The following is a 15,194-nucleotide window of genomic DNA, read 5'->3' on the forward strand; positions in this document are numbered from 1 at the left end:
GGCGCTTCCGCCGGCCCGGCAGGGTCCCGTAAACGCGAAGGCACGCCCTTGGGCGTGCCTTCGTACTTCATGGCGGGGGCGTCCGTGCCCCCCGGTGCCTGCCCTGGTGTCAGTCGGCCAGGGCCTTGCCGTCGAAGCGCCAGGCGCCGTCGCGCTGCCGCACGGCTTCGGACATCGCGGTCCCGCCAGCGTCATTCCCTGCGCAGCCGATCCAGAAAGTGACGTTCTGTGCGCCGGAGAAGCGGACGTTGGTGGCGACGACCACCCATTCCTGGGCGTTCCGGCCGGTACCGCTGGTGTTGACGTAGACCCCGTCCACGTTGTCCAGGTTGAAGCCGTCGTTGCCGTGGTTGGCCACGTACATGCCGCCGTTGAAGGCGATCTCGTTCGACTGGCACTGGGCGATGCCGCGGCGCAGCGCGCGCGCCGGGATATTGATGGTCCCCGTGATGTAGCGCAGCGAGGCGGTGCCTGCCGGGCCGGCCGGGCCCATCGGGCCGGTGGCGCCCTGCGGACCGGCGGGCCCCATCGGTCCCACCGGCCCGGTGGTGCCGGTTTCGCCCTGGAGACCCTGTTCGCCCTGCGGCCCTTGGGGCCCGATGTCGCCCTGCGGACCGGCGAGACCCTGTTCGCCCTGCGGCCCCTGAGGCCCGATGTCGCCCTGCGGACCGGCAACACCCTGTTCGCCCTGGGGTCCCGGAGGACCGGCGTCACCCTGGGGACCGGCGAGGCCCTGTTCGCCCTGCGGCCCCTGGGGCCCGATGTCGCCCTGCGGACCGGCAGCACCCTGTTCGCCCTGCGGCCCTTGGGGCCCGATGTCGCCCTGCGGACCGGCAACACCCTGTTCGCCCTGGGGTCCCTGAGGACCGGCGTCACCCTGGGGACCGGCGAGGCCCTGTTCGCCCTGCGGCCCCTGGGGCCCGATGTCGCCCTGTGGACCGGCAACACCCTGTTCGCCCTGGGGTCCCTGAGGACCAACGTCACCCTGGGGACCGGCGGTACCCGCTTCGCCCGCGGCACCGGCCTGGCCGGCGGGCCCCGCTGGACCTGCCGGGCCGGTGTCACCCGCGGGTCCCTGGGGCCCGGTGGGGCCCTGCGGTCCGACAGCACCAATGGTCAGACCGTAGTCGAGCTGCGTCGTGCCCAGGCTGCTGAAATGCTCGATCGTGAGCATGTAGTCGCCCGCCGGGGGCAAGCCGCCGGGCAGGGTGCAGGTCAGCATCGTCAGCGACTCTGGGCCGCGCGAGCGCATGCAGTTGCGCGAGATGTCGCCCACGTCGCCCAGCGTGATCCGTGAGCGGGCGCCCGAATGCTGCAGGTTTTCACCCAGGACCACGAAAGCATCCAGGTCGTCCATCACCACCACGGACACGATCCGGGGCTCGGCCGCCAGGGCGCCGCCGGAGGCGATTGCGAATGCGAGTGCGCTGGCCAGCGCCGTGCGATTGCGGGTCTTGCTCATTGGATTTCCCCTTTTCCATGTACCGGGGTTGCCCCGGCACTCCCGCGGAAACGTGAAGCAATGAGCGTGCCAAGTGTGACGAAGTTCCTGTTCTACGGTCATCTGGCGGCGCGGCCGCGCCAGCCGGGCGGACATCAGTACAGTTCCAAACCACTGTGATCTGCCGGTTCGAGGCGCATGGCCGGTGCGCGCCGCCGCCTGCGTTGTCCCGCCAACCGGTACAGCCTCCAAGGAGCCGTGATCGCGATGGAAGTGCCCACGGTTGTCATCTCGCGCGAGGCAGGGACGCTCCGCGTCCAAGTGCGTGGCGCGGCCTCGCCCGAGGCCACCCGGGCCTACTGGCGGCAGATCGTCGAGGAGTTCGCCCGCGAGCCGGTGGACTACGTGCTGCTGATCGACGAACTGCGTGGCCCCGCGTTGAGCGCCGGGGACTGGCAGGCGCTGGTGCGGACGCTGGTCGGCTCCGGCCTGGAGTCGGTGCGCATCGCCCACGTGAAGCCCAATGGCCTGGACGAGATCGAGCACTGTGAACTCTCGGCGCGCCAGGTCGGTTTCCAGGCCCGCGTGTTCATGGACGTGCGCGAAGCCCGCCTCTGGCTGCGCTACGGACAGCAGCCGACGGATTGAACCGCCGCCAAGGCGCGGCCGGAATCCATCGTTGCCTGGTCCGGAGAGGGTTTGCGCCAGGAACCGCGCGGAGGCGTCCGGTATGATTCAGGCCCTTTTGCGCATGCCCGGCCGTACTCGATGACGCCCATCACCTATCGTCCCGACATCGATGGCCTGCGTGCGCTGGCGGTGCTGTCGGTGGTGCTCTTCCATTACCAGCTGGGCCCGGTGCCCGGCGGCTTCGTCGGTGTCGACGTGTTCTTCGTGATTTCCGGCTACCTGATCACCGCGATCATCGCCGGGGAGATCGGGCGTGGCAGCTTCTCGTTCACCGGCTTCTACGACCGGCGCGTGCGGCGCATCCTCCCGGCGGCCCTGGTGGTGGTGCTCGCCAGCCTGGTCGCGGGGTACTTCATCCTCCTGCCGACGGCCTACACCACGCTTGGAGCAAGCGCGGGCTATTCCGCCGCCGGCCTGGCCAACTTCTATTTCCTCTGGAACACCGGCTACTTCGACGCGAGCGCGGAGATGCAGCCGATGCTGCACATGTGGTCGCTTGCGGTCGAGGAGCAGTTCTACCTCGTCTGGCCGGTGATCCTGCTGGTCGTCGCGCGTCTGTCGTCGAATTCCCCGCGGATCATCGCGGGCGCGCTGGCGGCGATCATCCTGGCCAGCTTCGCGACATCGGTCGCCATCCTCGAAGTCGGGGATCCCAAGATCGGGTTCTATATGCTGCACTCGCGCGCCTGGGAACTGGCGCTCGGCGCGCTGCTGGTGTTCCTGCCGCGCATCCCGGGTCGGGTCTTCGCCGAAGTACTGTCGCTGCTGGGGCTGGGGCTGGTGGTCGCCGCGTTCTTCCTGCTCGATGCGGAGTCGAAGTTCCCGGGCGCCAACGCGGCCTATCCGGTGGTGGGCGCTGCGCTCCTGGTCTGGCCGCGGGAGCAGGGCACCTGGATCGCCCGCCTGCTGGCCCTGCCTCCGCTGGTATTCATCGGCAGGATCTCGTTCTCGCTGTACCTCTACCACTGGCCGGTGCTGGTCTTCTACCGCCTCTATGGCACCGGAGAGCAGCCGGGTACCCGCGAGGCCCTGTGGCTCGCGCTGGCCAGTCTCGTGCTCGCGGTGCTGTCCTGGCGTTTCATCGAGCAGCCGTTCCGCAGGCGCCGGGGACGCAAGGGCGTGAATGTCGCGGTGGGCTCGACGGCCATCGTGGCGGTGGCCGCCTGCGGACTCGCGGTCGCCACATCGGGCGGCCTGCCCGCGCGCCTGCCGCCGGAGCTGCGGAAGCTGGAGCACTACGCCGCGGAGACCGTGACCTCGCAGAACGGCCGCAATGACTGCTTCATCACCAGCCTCCACAAGCGTGGCGTCCGCGATTTCTCGGAAGATGAGTGCGTCGACATCCGGCCGGGTCGTCGCAACGTGCTGCTCGTCGGCGACAGCCACGCCGCGCACTACGGCAAAGCGCTGCGAGACGTCTATCCGGAAGTAGAGTTTTCGCAGGTCACCGCGTCCGGCTGCCGCCCGGTAGTGCAGTCGCCTGATGCGAAGAAGAACACCTGCACGAGACTGCTGGACAAGGTCTTCAGCGAGTACATTCCGCGTGGCGATTTCGATGCGGTGATCCTCGCCGGACGATGGTCGGCGGGGAATTCCGCCCGCCTGGCGAAGACGGTCGAGCAGATTGCGCCGCAGGTCGGCGAAGTCATCGTGTTCGGTCCGGTTCCCGAGTACACCTCGGAACTACCGGTGCTGCTGGCGAGGTCGGCACTGCGGAAGGACAATGGCGCGCTGGTCGACGAAGCCCGGCTCTACGCCCAGGCCGAGAAGGCCACGCAGGCTGTTTCCGGGCGGATGCAGCCGCTGGGCGTGTCCTTCTACGCCCCCTTCGACGCCATGTGCGAGCAAGGCCGGTGCGTCGCCACGACGGCCGCGGGCGTGCCCGTGCAGTTCGACAAGGCGCACCTCAGCTACGAGGGCGCCCGCCTCGTGATCGAGCGTTTCAGGTCACAGGGACTGCTGGCGTCGGGTGCGGCTGCTCCCGCGGGCGCGTCGCAGCGCCCCGCGGCGACGGCTCAGCCAGCGGCGTCGCGGAAGTAGGGTTCGACCTCGCCCTGGAGCTTCATCGTCATCGGATTGCCGCGGCGGTCCAGCGCCTTGCCCACGGCAACGCGGATCCAGCCCTCGCTGACGCAGTATTCCTCGACGTTGTTGCGTTCCTCGCCCTTGAAGCGGATGCCGACGCCGCGGGCCATGGCCGCTTCGTCGTAATGGGGGCTGCGCGGGTCGTTGCTGAGGCGATCGGGAGGCGTGTCGTTCATGGCCGCTACTTTACCGCGGCCGCCTCCGCGCCTCCACGCCCCAGCGGGTCGGGCAGCGGGTCGCCGGCGGCGACGAAGTCGAGCGACACCGAGTTCAGGCAGTGGCGTTCGCCCGTGGGCGGCGGGCCGTCGGGGAAGACGTGGCCGAGATGGCTGCCGCAGCGCGCACAGACCTCCTCCACGCGCACCATGCCGTGGCTGAGGTCGCGCACGTAACGGATGTGCGCCGGGTCGAAGGGTTCGAAGAAGCTCGGCCAGCCGGTGCCCGAGTCGAACTTGGCGCTGGAGCGGAACAGCGGCAGGCCGCAGAAGCCGCAGGTGTAGGTGCCGTCGCGCTTGTTGTCGAGGAAGGTGCCGCAGAACGGTGCCTCGGTGCCGTGGGCGAGAAGCACGCGACGGGCGTCGTCACCGAGTGCCTCCGTGAGACGGCGGCGCTGGGCTTCGTCGGGGGGCGACAGGTCGAAGGCGGTCATGCGCGGCTCCTGTGGGGGAGTGGACGGGGCAGGGCCGCCATTATCGCGCTCAGGACGCTTCGCGGCGGCCCTGGGCGCGGGCACGCGCGATCACCGCGCGCATCTGTTCGCGGTCGCGATGGCGCGATATCGGCACCGCGCCGAGCGCGATCGCGCGTTCCCGGAGTTCCCCGGTGACGTCGTAATGGGCGCCGCTGGTCTTGTCCTGGAAGGCGCGCCGCGGCATACCCAGCGCCGCCGCGAACGCGTGCAACTCGTCCAGGGTGTCGGCCATCAGATGGGCCCAGCGGTGGCCGCGCCACAGGGTCACGGCATCGTCCACGTAGACCGCCATCGCGCCGTTCAGTCGTCCCTGGCCGCGACGTTGCCGCGCGCCTGCAGGTCGCGGCGGACCCAGTCGTCGACCAGGCGCTTCTCGTGCCGCAGCGGGTCGCTGCTGGACGGCAGGCCAATGCCGCTGCTCAGGAAGCCGGGGTCGGTGAGCCGGCGTTCGCCGCTGTCGGCCACCTGGCCGCCTGCGTCGTACAGGGTGTAGCGCAGGCTGATGCGCGGCGGGTAGACGTCGCGCACCACGCGGACGAAGTCGGCCCGGCGCGCGCCGTACTCGTAGTCGCCGGCGCGGTCGATGTCGGTGATGTGGACCTCGAGCCGCTCGCCTGGCCCCAGTGCCTTGCCGGCGCGCGTGGCCACGTAGGCGGCGATGTCGTGCACCCAGTTGCCGCGTCCGGCGGCGAAACGGTCGCGGCTGTAGCGGATCTCGGTGAAGCCGGCGGGATCGTCCCAGGACACCGCAACCGGGCCTTCGGCCTCCAGGCTGCGAGGGTAGTCGGGATCGGTGATGCGGGTGGCGGCGCCGGCGGGAACTGCGAAGGCGAACGCCAACGCGGTGGCGATCGCGGCGGTCGTGATGTGTCGTTGGCGTGGCATGGCTGCGGTTCCTTGCCGTCGTATTGACCGAGTCTGCGCCCCCATGCGTTCCGCGGCAATGAAATCGGGCGGCGGCGACACGCTTCGTTCAGCCTGTGCGCAGCGGCGGCACCCTTGCGCCGGTGCCAATGCGCCCGCATCTTCAAGCAATGGTGACTGGAAACATCCGCCCGGGCCGGCGGTCCGTGCCGCGTCTGCGTCGCGCAGTCGTCGTGGCACTGCTCGCGTCCGCACCGCTGGCGCAGGCCGGCGACCTGCTGGAGCGGCTTGCCGCAGCCGCGCCCGGGATCGATCGCGAGGTGCTGGCGCTGGCGCTGGAGGCGCGTGACTGCGCGCGCCTGGGCGGCGGCGCGGGGGCCGATGCCGCGCGGCTGGCGGTGATCGACTACACCCGTCCCTCGACCGAGGAACGGCTGTGGGTGTTCGACCTCGTGCGCGGGACCCTGCTGCACGAGGAGCACGTCGCCCACGGTCGCGGCAGCGGCGACGGCATGGCCACGCGCTTCTCCAACGTCGAGGGCAGCTACCAGTCGAGCCTCGGCCTGTTCGCCACCGCCGAGACCTATGTCGGCGGCAATGGCTACTCGCTGCGCATGGATGGCCTGGAGCCCGGCATCAACGACGCCGCGCGCGAGCGCCTGCTGGTGATGCACGGCGCCGACTACGTCGATTCCGCGCAGGCCCGCCGGCAGGGCCGACTGGGACGCAGCTGGGGGTGTCCCGCGCTGCGACCGGAAGTCACGCGCGAGGTCATCGATCACCTGAAGAACGGACAGCTGCTGTTCGCCTATGCACGCGATGCCGCGTGGCTGGAAGGTTCGCGCTTCCTGCACTGCGATCTGGCTGAACGTGGGGGCTCCGGCAGGCGCTGACCTTCACGTAGCTTCGCCCGTGGCTCGCGCAGCATCCGGCGGACCAGGAACGAAGGACCGACGCATGATGACTTCCGCCAAGCCGCTTGCCCTCGCGCTGTGCGCGATCCTGTCCACTGCGCCGCTGCTGGCGTCCGTGCAGGAAGGCCCCGCCGAGCCCGGCGCGAAAGCCAGCGAAGAGGCTGCACGCCCGCAGGCGAAGGCCGCCGACCATCCCGCCAACGACGCTGGCGCCCGGAGCGGCGACGACGCGATGCTGCGCGCGCAGGTGCTGCTTGATCGCGCGCGCTTCTCGCCGGGCGAGATCGACGGGCGCGGCGGATCCAACACCCGGCGCGCGATCGCGGCCTTCCAGCGCAGCCGCGACCTCGATGCCAGCGGTGAACTGGACGAGGCCACCTGGAAGGCGCTGGACGCCGACACCGCTCCGGTGCTGGTGCAGTACGAAATCACCGGCGCCGACGTCAGCGGCCCGTTCCGCAAGCTGCCCGGGGACATGATGGAGAAGTCGAAGCTCGACGCGCTCGGCTACGAGAGCGCGGCCGAGGCCCTGGGCGAGAAGTTCCATGCCAGCCCGGCGTTGCTGAAGCGACTCAACCCCGGCAAGGAGTTCCGCGCCGGTACGAGCGTCGTGGTGCCGGGCGTGTCGGGCGCCGCGCCGCTGCCGGAGATCGCCAAGGTAGTCGTCGACAAGTCCGATTCCGTGCTGCAGCTGGTCGATGCCGGCGGCAAGGTCGTGGCCCAGTTCCCGGCCTCCACCGGCAGCGAACACGATCCTCTGCCGATCGGCGAATGGACCATCCAGGGCGTCGCGCGCGACCCGACCTTCCACTACAACCCCGACCTGTTCTGGGACGCGGACAAGTCGCACGCCAAGGCGACGCTCGCGCCGGGCCCCAACAACCCCGTGGGCGTGGCCTGGGTGGACCTGTCGAAGGAGCACTACGGCATCCACGGCACGCCGGCGCCGGAGAACGTCGGCAAGACCGATTCGCATGGCTGCATCCGCCTGAGCAACTGGAACGTGCTGGTGCTGGCCGATGCGGTGAAACCGGGCCTGCCGGCGGTGCTGCAGGAGTAGGGCGTGCGCCATGTGGCGATCGTCCTCGCGGGCCTGCTGCTGGCCGCGGGCCTGCACTTCGTGCTGATGCCGGACGCCGAGCGGGCGCGGATCCTGCAGGTGGCCCCGTCATCGGCGGCATCGTCCGTGGCGGCGGCTGACGCGGACGTCGGGATCGCCGCGCTGCCGGCATCCGACGCGACGCCTGTTGCATCCGCCGTCGCCGCGCCGATGCCGGAGTTGCCGGTGGACACCGGCACGGTGCCACCCGACGCAGCGCCCATCGCTGCGCCCCCGCCTTCCGGCCTGCTCGTGCCGGTGCAGGGCATCGCGCCCTCGCAGCTCTCGTCGACCTTCGACGACGACCGCGGCGAAGGCCGCGTGCACGAGGCGCTGGACATCATGGCGCCGGCCGGGACGCCGGTGCTGGCGGTGGCCGACGGCCACGTCGAGAAGCTGTTCGACAGCGACCGCGGCGGGCTGACGATCTACCAGTTCGAGCCGGGCGGCGAGTACGCCTACTACTACGCGCACCTGGAACGCTATGCGCCCGGACTGGAAGAGCAGCAGCAAGTGCGCCGGGGCGAGGTCATCGGCTATGTCGGCAGCACCGGCAACGCCGATCCGGCGGCGCCGCACCTGCACTTCGCGATCTTCCTGCTCGGCCCCGAGAAGCGCTGGTGGGAAGGCACGGCGATCGATCCGTATCCGCTGCTGGCAGACGGGGCGCGCTGAGGCGTCGGGCAGGGCACGGCGCACCGCCGCGGTCCTGTGCGGACTCAGTCCAGCAGCGGCTCCAGCGCGGGCCAGACGTGGTCGTGGATCGCCGGCTGCGCCGCAGCGGTCGGGTGCAGGTTGTCGTCCATGAAGTTGCCGCGGTCGGCGGCCACGGGTTCGAGCAGGAAGGGCAGCAGTTCGACGTCGAACAGGGTGGCCAGGTCGCGGTAGACCTGTTCGAAGCCGCGGGTGTAGTCGGGGCCGAGGTTGGGCGGCATGCGCATGCCCACCAGCAGCACCCGGGCGCCGACGTGCTGCGAGGCGCCGACCATGCGCGCCAGGTTGCGCCGCATCTCCGGCAGCGGCAGGCCGCGCAGGGCGTCGTTGGCGCCCAGGGCGATCACGACCACGGTGGGGCGGTGGCGCAGGACTTCGCCGACCACGCGCGCCGAGCCGCCGGCGCTGGTCTCGCCGCTGATGCTGGCGTTGACCACCTGCCAGCCCGGATGGCCGGCGGCGATGCGTTCGGCCATGAGCGCCACCCAGCCCTCTTCGGCGCGCAGGCCGTAGGCGGCGGAGAGCGAATCGCCCATCACCAGCACGGTGCCGCGCGGCGCGCCGGCTTCCGCCGCGGCCGCGGCCGGCTGCGCCTGCGCGGCGGTCGCCAGCAGCAGGACGCACAAACCCATGGCACATTGCAGCCAGCGCCGCCGCGCCCAATATCCTGTCTTCATCCCGCGATTCCCAAGTTCCGCCCGTGGATCGTGCCCGCTCCAGCAGGGGCACCCGTGGCGGACATCATGCCCCGATGAAGGACACCATGGCTGACTCCCCCCGAACCACCACCACCGCGCCCGCGCTGTCGGCCAGCGACCTCGGCAAGCGCGTCGCGCTGCCCGGCGGCGAGCTGGTGATCCTCGATGGCGTCGGCTTCGGCGTCGCGCGCGGCGAAAGCGTGGCGATCGTCGGGCCCTCGGGCTCGGGCAAGAGCACCCTGCTGTCCCTGCTCGCGGGCCTGGACACGCCGACCCGTGGCGCGGTGGCGATCGACGGCGCGCCGCTGTCCACGCTCGACGAGGACGGCCGCGCCCGCGTGCGCGCCGAGAAGGTCGGCTTCGTGTTCCAGAACTTCCAGCTGCTGCCCTCGCTGACCGCGCTGGAGAACGTGATGCTGCCGCTGGAGCTGCGCGGCGACGCCGATGCCGAAGGGCCGGCGCGCGCGATCCTCGGCCGCGTCGGCCTGGGTGAGCGCCTGGGCCACTACCCGCGGCAGCTGTCGGGTGGCGAGCAGCAGCGCGTGGCGGTGGCCCGTGCCTTCGTCACCGACCCCTCGTTGATGTTCGCCGACGAGCCGACGGGCAATCTCGACACTGCCACCGGCCAGGCGATCATCGAGCTGCTGTTCGCGCTCAACCAGGACGCCGGCACCACCCTGGTGCTGGTCACCCACGACGAACACCTGGCCGAACGCTGCCGGCGCACGCTGCGCATCGAAGGCGGGCGGCTGGTGGCCGACAGCGGGCCGCTGGCATGAGGATCGCCGGCCTTGCCTGGCGCCAGCTGCGGCGCGACCTCGCCTCGGGCGATGTCCGCATCCTGCTGGCGGCGCTGGTGCTGGCGGTGGTGGCGGTGACCGCGGTCGGCTTCGTCACCGACCGCGCCGCGCGCGCGCTGGCGATCGAGGCCAACCGCCTGCTCGGCGGCGATGCGGTGCTGCGCGGCGACGCGCCCATCGACGGCCCGGCGCGCGAGGCGGCCGCGGCCGCGGGCCTGCGCAGCGCCGATACGGTCGAACTCGACACCATGGTGCGCGTGGGCCGCGGCGACGCGGCGCAGCTGCGGCTGGGCGAGCTGCGCGCGATCGGCGAAGGCTTCCCGCTGCGCGGCGAATACCGGATCAGCGGCGCCGACGGCGTCGAGCGCGTGGCCGACGGCGTGCCGGCGCCGGGCACGCTGTGGATGAGCCGCGGTGGCGCCGACACCCTCGGCGCGCGCATTGGCGACACCGTCGGCATCGGCATGCTGGAGCTGCGCCTGGAGGCGCTGGTGGTGCAAGAGCCCGATGCCGCACTGGACTACTTCAACGTCGCGCCCAAGGTCTTCATCCACCCCGACGACCTCGCCGCCACCGGCCTGGTGCAGGAGGGGAGCCGCATCCGCTACCGCCTGGTGGTGGCGGGCGACGCGGGCGCGGTGGAGCGCTTCACCACCGTGGCGCGCGACAACCTCGCGCGCGGGCAGCGCCTGGAAACCGCGGCGGATGCGCGGCCGGAGGTGCGCTCGGCGCTCGACCGCGCGGGCCGCTTCCTCGGCCTGGCCGCGCTGGTCTCGGTGGTGCTGGCCGCGGTGGCGGTGGCGATGGCCGCGCGCCGGCACAGCGCGCGCCACCTGCAGGGCGCGGCGGTGATGCGCTGCCTGGGCGCCAGCCAGTCCACGCTCGCCGGGATCCACGTCGGCGAGCTGCTGATGCTGGGCCTGCTGGCCTGCACGGTGGGCGTGGGCATCGCCTGGGGGCTGCAGTGGGCGATCGGCGGCTGGCTGGCCGGCATGCTCGGCATCGCGATCCCGCCGGCGGGCGCGATGCCGGCGCTGCGCGGCTACGGCGTGGGTCTGGTGGTGCTGCTGGCCTTCGCCGCGCCGCCGGTGCTGGCCCTGCGCCGGGTGCCGGCGCTGAGCGTGCTGCGCCGCGACCTCGATCCGACCGAGCCGGCGGCGCTGCTGGTGTTCGCCGCCGGCATCGCCGGCATCGCGGCCCTGCTGTGGTGGCAGGCGGGCTCGGCGACGCTGGCGCTGGCGATGCTGGTGGGCATCTCGCTGACGCTGGGCGTGCTGGCGCTGCTGGCCTGGTTGATGATCCTCGCGGTGCGCCGCCTGCGCACGCGTCTGCGCGGCAGCGCGCGCTACGGGCTTGCCAACGTCAGCCGCCGCGCCGGCACCAGCATCGCCCAGGTGTCCGCGCTCGGCCTCGGCCTGATGGCGCTGCTGCTGCTGACCTTCGTGCGCACCGACCTGATCGGACGCTGGCAGCTGGCGCTGGCCGAGGAGGCGCCCAACCGCTTCATCGTCAACGTGCAGCCCGACCAGATCGATGGCGTGGCCGAGGTGGCCGCGGCGCAGGGCCTGGCCGAGCCGGTGCTGTACCCGATGGTCCGCGGCCGCCTGGCCACGCACAACGGCCGCGTGGTGAGCGGGGCCGACTTCGCCGGCGACGACGGCGACGAGGATGCGCGACGCGCGCAGCGCCGCGCCGACCGCGAGTTCAACCTCTCCACCGCGCGCGAACTGCGCGAGGACAACCGCGTGAGCGCGGGCGAGTTCTGGGGGGCGGATGGCGGCGACGGCGTGGAGCTGTCGGTGGAAACCGGCTTCGCAGCTTCGCTGGGCTGGGCGCTGGGCGACCGCGTCGCCTTCGACATCGCCGGCCGCCGCATCGAGGGCCGCATCACCAGCCTGCGCGAGGTCGACTGGGAGAGCTTCCGGCCGAACTTCTTCGTGCTGTTCTCGCCCGGCGCGCTCGAGGGCTACCCGGCAAGCTGGATCACCGCGGTCAGCGTGCCGCAGGGCGATACCGCGTTCACGCGCGCGCTGGTGGAGCGCTATCCCAACGTCTCGGTGATCGACATCGACGTGGTGCTGGCCCAGGTGCGAAGCACCGCCGACCAGGTCTCGACGGTGGTGGAAGTGGTGTTCTGGTTCGCGCTCGCCGCCGGCCTGCTGGTGCTGCTGGCGGCGATCAGCGCCAGCCAGGACGAGCGCCTGCTCGAGGGTGGGGTGATGCGCGTGCTCGGCGCCAGCCGGCGGCAGCTGCGGCTGGCCCAAGCCTCGGAGTTCGCGGCCATCGGCCTGCTGTCGGGACTGGTGGCGGCGATCGCGGCCACGGTGCTGGCGGGCGTGGTTGCCACCCGCGTGTTCGACCTGCCGTGGACGCCGGACCTGGCCATGGCCGCCGCCGGCGGCCTGGCCGGCATGGCGGCGGCGCTGGCCGCGGGGCTGTGGGCCACGCGGCGCGTGCTCGACGCGCCGCCGGCGGTCACCCTGCGCGAACTGCAGGGCTGAGGATGCGGGGGGCGGAACCCCCGAGCATTCAGAGCCGGGCCGGGCCGGGCTCGGCCTCGAAGCGGCGGGCGTAGCCGCGCTCTTCGGCGATCGCGAGGACTTCGTCATCGGCGCTGTCGGGGGCGCCGTAGACGGCGTAGACCACGTCGTCGCCCTTGCGGCCGACCTGGTGCAGGCGGTAGCGGGACTGGCCGCTGCCGGTGTCGGGCGGGTAGTGGGTGGGCGGGGTGGTGGCGTTGATGTCGAGTTCGCTGTTGTCGACCGGGCCTCCGACGAAAAGTGCTCGCATGCGGGGTTCCTCTGCTTGCCTTGGGGGAGGCCCCGATGCTGGCAAAGCCGGCATTCGAATCCGATGAAGCGCGTGTTGCCGCGGCGTTGAGGGCGGTGGCGGCACTACAATCCCCGCCCTGTTCATTGATCGGGCCCATGATGTCCAGCCACGGTGACCCCGCGCTCGACGCGCTGATGCTTCCTTTCGCCGACGGCACGCTGGCGCGCGAGCCCGGCGCGCTGTTCCTGCGCGCGCGCAAAGGTGCCGCCCTGGCCGCCGGCGACTGGCCGGGGCTGGACTGCGAGACGGCGTTCAGGCCGGATGCGGCGGCGCTGGAGCGTGCCGGGATTGCCGTGGCCAGTGAGTCGATGGCTGTCGATGGCGAAGCCGGCCGGCCCCTGGTGCTGCTGCTGCCGCCGCGCCAGCGCGACGAGGCCCGCGCGCTGTTCGCGGAAGCCCTGTCGCGTGCCGCGCCCGGCGCGCTGGTGGTGGCCAGCGTCGCCAACGATGCCGGCGCGAAATCCGCCGAAGCCGACTTCGCGCGCATCGCCGGCCCCGTGAACACCCGCAGCAAGCACAAGTGCCGGGTGTTCTGGGCGCGCGCAGGCCAGCCCGGCGGCGATCCTGCGCTGGCGGCGCAGTGGCGCGGCCTGGACGCCCCGCGCCCGGTGGCCGGCGGCCGCTTCCTGAGCCGCCCGGGCGTGTTCGCCTGGGATCGCATCGACCTCGCCTCGGCCTTGCTGGCGCGCCACCTGCCGACCGACCTGCGCGGCCGGGCCGCCGACCTCGGCGCCGGCTACGGCTACCTCGCCGCCGAACTGCTGGAGCGCAGCCCCGGCATCGCCGCGCTCGACGCCTTTGAAGCCGACGCCCGCGCGCTTGCGCTGGCGCGTCACAACCTCGCCGGCTTCGCGCAGCGCGTGGCGCTGGGCTTCCACTGGCACGACGTGACCGCGGGCATTCCCGGCGGCTACGACGTGGTCGTCACCAATCCGCCCTTCCACGCCCCGGACGGCCGCGAGCGCCCGGACATCGGCCGCGCCTTCATCGCCGCGGCCGCGCAGGCGCTGCGGCCCGGTGGCCGCCTGTGGCTGGTCGCCAACCGCCACCTGCCCTACGAACAGGCGCTGGGCGCCGGCTTCGGCGAGGCGCGGCTGGTGGCCCAGGAATCCGGCTTCAAGGTCGTGGAGGCGATCAAGGCCACGGGCGCGCCGGCGGCATGGGCGCGGCGATGAAGCTGGTCAAGTCGCTGGCCAACCTCGGCTACGGCAGCCGCAAGCAGGTCGCGCTGATGTTCCGCGAGGGCCGCGTCACCGATGCCGCCGGCGAGGTGCTCTATGCCGACGACACGCCCGCCTGGGACGATGTGCGCGTCGACGGCGAGCCGCTGGATCCGCCGCCGGGCCTGCTGCTGATGCTGCACAAGCCGGTCGGTTACACCTGTTCGACCAAGGACCGCGGGCGACTGGTCTACGATCTGCTGCCGCCGCGCTACGCGCTGCGTTCGCCGACGCTGTCGACGGTGGGGCGCCTGGATCGGGAGACCAGCGGCCTGCTGCTGCTGACCGACGACGGCCAACTGCTGCACCGGATCATTTCGCCGAAGTCGAAGCTGCCGAAAGTCTACGAGGCGACGCTGGCGGAGCCGCTACGGGGCGACGAGGCGGCGATCTTCGCCAGCGGCACGCTGATGCTGGAATCCGAGAAGACGCCGCTGCTGCCGGCGGAACTCGAAGTGATCTCGCCCACGCAAGCGCGCCTGACCCTGCATGAGGGCCGCTACCACCAGGTGCGGCGGATGTTCGCGGCGGTCGGCAACCACGTCGCCGCGCTGCATCGTTCCGAGGTAGGCGGCCTGTCCCTCGGCGACCTGCCCGAAGGCGAATGGCGCAGCCTTGACGAAGCGGAACGCACCCGCCTCTTCGCCGCGCCCCTTTAGGGATCACTGCCCAGGGATCACTGTCTTTGTGGGAGCGGCTACAGCCGCGACAGCCGCTACGGATGGGCTGGGGTGTGCTCCTGGGGTGCGTCGCACCGGAGCCAAAAGCCCGTTCGTGTGAGTGCGCGCCGCATGAGGCGGCTGGCGGGGGGAGTGCTGCGCCCCGCCGTCAGCCGTCCATGGCTGAAGCGGGGCCTTGGGCCATCCCTGGCCCACTCTCCGCACTCCCCCCACCATCCACCTCCTGCACCACCTTCTTGGCACGGCCAGGCGAAAAGCGACGGACTCCGCGCTCCGCGACGGACGGTGCGGTGGCCTGAGGTCTGGCCCAAGGCGCAACGCCCAACGCCCAAGCAGCGGCTATCGCACAGCCGCAAGGGCACTACGCGGAAGGTTCTCCGGACGTCGTCATCCCCGAAGCCGGGAAACCACACGCTCGCGCGAGCGGGACACTGCGCGGTGGGTATGAACAGCGCACAAGGATGTG

General features: G+C 71.8%; 16 protein-coding genes. 9 read left to right on the forward strand and 7 right to left on the reverse strand.

The window, feature by feature from the left end; genetic code table 11:
- Positions 1-109: 109 nt before the first annotated feature.
- Entirely contained in the window at positions 110-1,462 is a 1,353-nt protein-coding gene (locus tag E2170_RS01245; RefSeq protein ID WP_243708117.1) for a collagen-like domain-containing protein, read from the reverse strand.
- Between the two features lie 246 nt (positions 1,463-1,708).
- Between E2170_RS01245 and E2170_RS01250 the strand changes: the two genes are divergently transcribed.
- A complete protein-coding gene (locus tag E2170_RS01250) occupies positions 1,709-2,089 on the forward strand; it encodes a hypothetical protein (RefSeq protein ID WP_132998841.1) in 381 nt (126 codons plus the stop codon).
- 120 nt (positions 2,090-2,209) lie between these two features.
- Positions 2,210-4,171 carry an acyltransferase family protein gene (locus E2170_RS01255; RefSeq protein WP_132998842.1) on the forward strand — a complete coding sequence of 654 codons (1,962 nt, stop codon included), beginning with the start codon at positions 2,210-2,212 and terminating at the stop codon, positions 4,169-4,171.
- On the opposite strand, the gene E2170_RS01260 is transcribed toward E2170_RS01255, so the two are convergent.
- The 4 genes from E2170_RS01260 to E2170_RS01275 are packed head-to-tail and all read right to left on the reverse strand — an operon-like array spanning position 4,147 to position 5,792.
- Positions 4,147-4,392 carry a DUF3297 family protein gene (locus tag E2170_RS01260; RefSeq protein WP_132998843.1) on the reverse strand — a complete coding sequence of 82 codons (246 nt, stop codon included), beginning with the start codon at positions 4,390-4,392 and terminating at the stop codon, positions 4,147-4,149. The genes E2170_RS01255 and E2170_RS01260 overlap by 25 nt on opposite strands.
- 5 nt (positions 4,393-4,397) lie before the next feature.
- Complete coding sequence (msrB, locus tag E2170_RS01265) at positions 4,398-4,865, reverse strand: peptide-methionine (R)-S-oxide reductase MsrB (protein ID WP_132998844.1); 468 nt, start codon at positions 4,863-4,865, stop codon at positions 4,398-4,400.
- A gap of 49 nt (positions 4,866-4,914) precedes the next feature.
- Positions 4,915-5,199 (reverse strand): DUF4031 domain-containing protein, encoded by a 285-nt coding sequence (locus E2170_RS01270; RefSeq protein WP_132998845.1) that lies wholly within the window; start codon positions 5,197-5,199, stop codon positions 4,915-4,917.
- Positions 5,200-5,207: 8 nt separating this feature from the next.
- The gene (locus E2170_RS01275; protein WP_132998846.1) at positions 5,208-5,792 is read right to left on the reverse strand and encodes a DUF3016 domain-containing protein; all 585 of its coding nucleotides are present in this window, start codon (positions 5,790-5,792) and stop codon (positions 5,208-5,210) included.
- Between the two features lie 212 nt (positions 5,793-6,004).
- Between E2170_RS01275 and E2170_RS01280 the strand changes: the two genes are divergently transcribed.
- The 3 genes from E2170_RS01280 to E2170_RS01290 all read left to right on the forward strand — a co-directional run bounded on the left by E2170_RS01280 (position 6,005) and on the right by E2170_RS01290 (position 8,459).
- A complete protein-coding gene (locus E2170_RS01280; protein ID WP_243708016.1) occupies positions 6,005-6,664 on the forward strand; it encodes a murein L,D-transpeptidase catalytic domain family protein in 660 nt (219 codons plus the stop codon).
- Positions 6,665-6,728: 64 nt separating this feature from the next.
- On the forward strand, positions 6,729-7,745 hold the full coding sequence (locus E2170_RS01285; RefSeq protein WP_243708017.1) for a L,D-transpeptidase family protein: 1,017 nt from the start codon (positions 6,729-6,731) through the stop codon (positions 7,743-7,745).
- A 3-nt stretch (positions 7,746-7,748) separates the two neighbouring features.
- The gene (locus E2170_RS01290) at positions 7,749-8,459 is read left to right on the forward strand and encodes a M23 family metallopeptidase (protein ID WP_425477811.1); all 711 of its coding nucleotides are present in this window, start codon (positions 7,749-7,751) and stop codon (positions 8,457-8,459) included.
- A 44-nt stretch (positions 8,460-8,503) separates the two neighbouring features.
- Here E2170_RS01290 and E2170_RS01295 read toward each other — a convergent pair whose 3' ends face one another.
- The gene (locus E2170_RS01295) at positions 8,504-9,130 is read right to left on the reverse strand and encodes an arylesterase (protein ID WP_132998848.1); all 627 of its coding nucleotides are present in this window, start codon (positions 9,128-9,130) and stop codon (positions 8,504-8,506) included.
- Positions 9,131-9,261: 131 nt separating this feature from the next.
- Between E2170_RS01295 and E2170_RS01300 the strand changes: the two genes are divergently transcribed.
- Positions 9,262-9,975, forward strand: a complete 714-nt coding sequence (locus tag E2170_RS01300) for an ABC transporter ATP-binding protein (protein ID WP_132998849.1) — start codon at positions 9,262-9,264, stop codon at positions 9,973-9,975.
- Complete coding sequence (locus E2170_RS01305) at positions 9,972-12,497, forward strand: ABC transporter permease (protein WP_132998850.1); 2,526 nt, start codon at positions 9,972-9,974, stop codon at positions 12,495-12,497. The genes E2170_RS01300 and E2170_RS01305 overlap by 4 nt, the downstream gene beginning before the upstream one ends.
- Positions 12,498-12,525: 28 nt before the next feature.
- Here the strand turns inward: E2170_RS01305 and E2170_RS01310 are convergent, their stop codons facing one another.
- A complete protein-coding gene (locus E2170_RS01310; RefSeq protein ID WP_132998851.1) occupies positions 12,526-12,786 on the reverse strand; it encodes a hypothetical protein in 261 nt (86 codons plus the stop codon).
- A 140-nt stretch (positions 12,787-12,926) separates the two neighbouring features.
- Between E2170_RS01310 and E2170_RS01315 the strand changes: the two genes are divergently transcribed.
- Both E2170_RS01315 and E2170_RS01320 read left to right on the forward strand, forming a co-directional pair.
- On the forward strand, positions 12,927-14,003 hold the full coding sequence (locus E2170_RS01315) for a class I SAM-dependent methyltransferase (RefSeq protein WP_132999953.1): 1,077 nt from the start codon (positions 12,927-12,929) through the stop codon (positions 14,001-14,003).
- Positions 14,000-14,707: a 16S rRNA pseudouridine(516) synthase gene (locus tag E2170_RS01320; protein WP_132998852.1), complete on the forward strand. Its 708-nt coding sequence runs from the start codon at positions 14,000-14,002 to the stop codon at positions 14,705-14,707. The genes E2170_RS01315 and E2170_RS01320 overlap by 4 nt, the downstream gene beginning before the upstream one ends.
- Positions 14,708-15,194 lie beyond the last annotated feature (487 nt).

The sequence above is a fragment of the Luteimonas arsenica genome, from assembly GCF_004352825.1.
GTDB classification, from domain to species: domain Bacteria; phylum Pseudomonadota; class Gammaproteobacteria; order Xanthomonadales; family Xanthomonadaceae; genus Luteimonas; species Luteimonas arsenica.

Excerpts from the sequence above, each read along its gene's own strand:
- E2170_RS01295 (WP_132998848.1), bottom strand. The coding sequence starts at position 9,130 with ATGGGTTTGTGCGTCCTGCTGCTGGCGACCGCCGCGCAGGCGCAGCCG.
- E2170_RS01250 (WP_132998841.1), top strand. The coding sequence starts at position 1,709 with ATGGAAGTGCCCACGGTTGTCATCTCGCGCGAGGCAGGGACGCTCCGC.
- E2170_RS01245 (WP_243708117.1), bottom strand. The coding sequence starts at position 1,462 with ATGAGCAAGACCCGCAATCGCACGGCGCTGGCCAGCGCACTCGCATTC.
- E2170_RS01305 (WP_132998850.1), top strand. The coding sequence starts at position 9,972 with ATGAGGATCGCCGGCCTTGCCTGGCGCCAGCTGCGGCGCGACCTCGCC.
- E2170_RS01315 (WP_132999953.1), top strand. The coding sequence starts at position 12,927 with ATGTCCAGCCACGGTGACCCCGCGCTCGACGCGCTGATGCTTCCTTTC.
- E2170_RS01260 (WP_132998843.1), bottom strand. The coding sequence starts at position 4,392 with ATGAACGACACGCCTCCCGATCGCCTCAGCAACGACCCGCGCAGCCCC.
- E2170_RS01285 (WP_243708017.1), top strand. The coding sequence starts at position 6,729 with ATGATGACTTCCGCCAAGCCGCTTGCCCTCGCGCTGTGCGCGATCCTG.
- E2170_RS01255 (WP_132998842.1), top strand. The coding sequence starts at position 2,210 with ATGACGCCCATCACCTATCGTCCCGACATCGATGGCCTGCGTGCGCTG.
- E2170_RS01275 (WP_132998846.1), bottom strand. The coding sequence starts at position 5,792 with ATGCCACGCCAACGACACATCACGACCGCCGCGATCGCCACCGCGTTG.
- E2170_RS01320 (WP_132998852.1), top strand. The coding sequence starts at position 14,000 with ATGAAGCTGGTCAAGTCGCTGGCCAACCTCGGCTACGGCAGCCGCAAG.
- E2170_RS01270 (WP_132998845.1), bottom strand. The coding sequence starts at position 5,199 with ATGGCGGTCTACGTGGACGATGCCGTGACCCTGTGGCGCGGCCACCGC.
- msrB (WP_132998844.1), bottom strand. The coding sequence starts at position 4,865 with ATGACCGCCTTCGACCTGTCGCCCCCCGACGAAGCCCAGCGCCGCCGT.
- E2170_RS01310 (WP_132998851.1), bottom strand. The coding sequence starts at position 12,786 with ATGCGAGCACTTTTCGTCGGAGGCCCGGTCGACAACAGCGAACTCGAC.
- E2170_RS01300 (WP_132998849.1), top strand. The coding sequence starts at position 9,262 with ATGGCTGACTCCCCCCGAACCACCACCACCGCGCCCGCGCTGTCGGCC.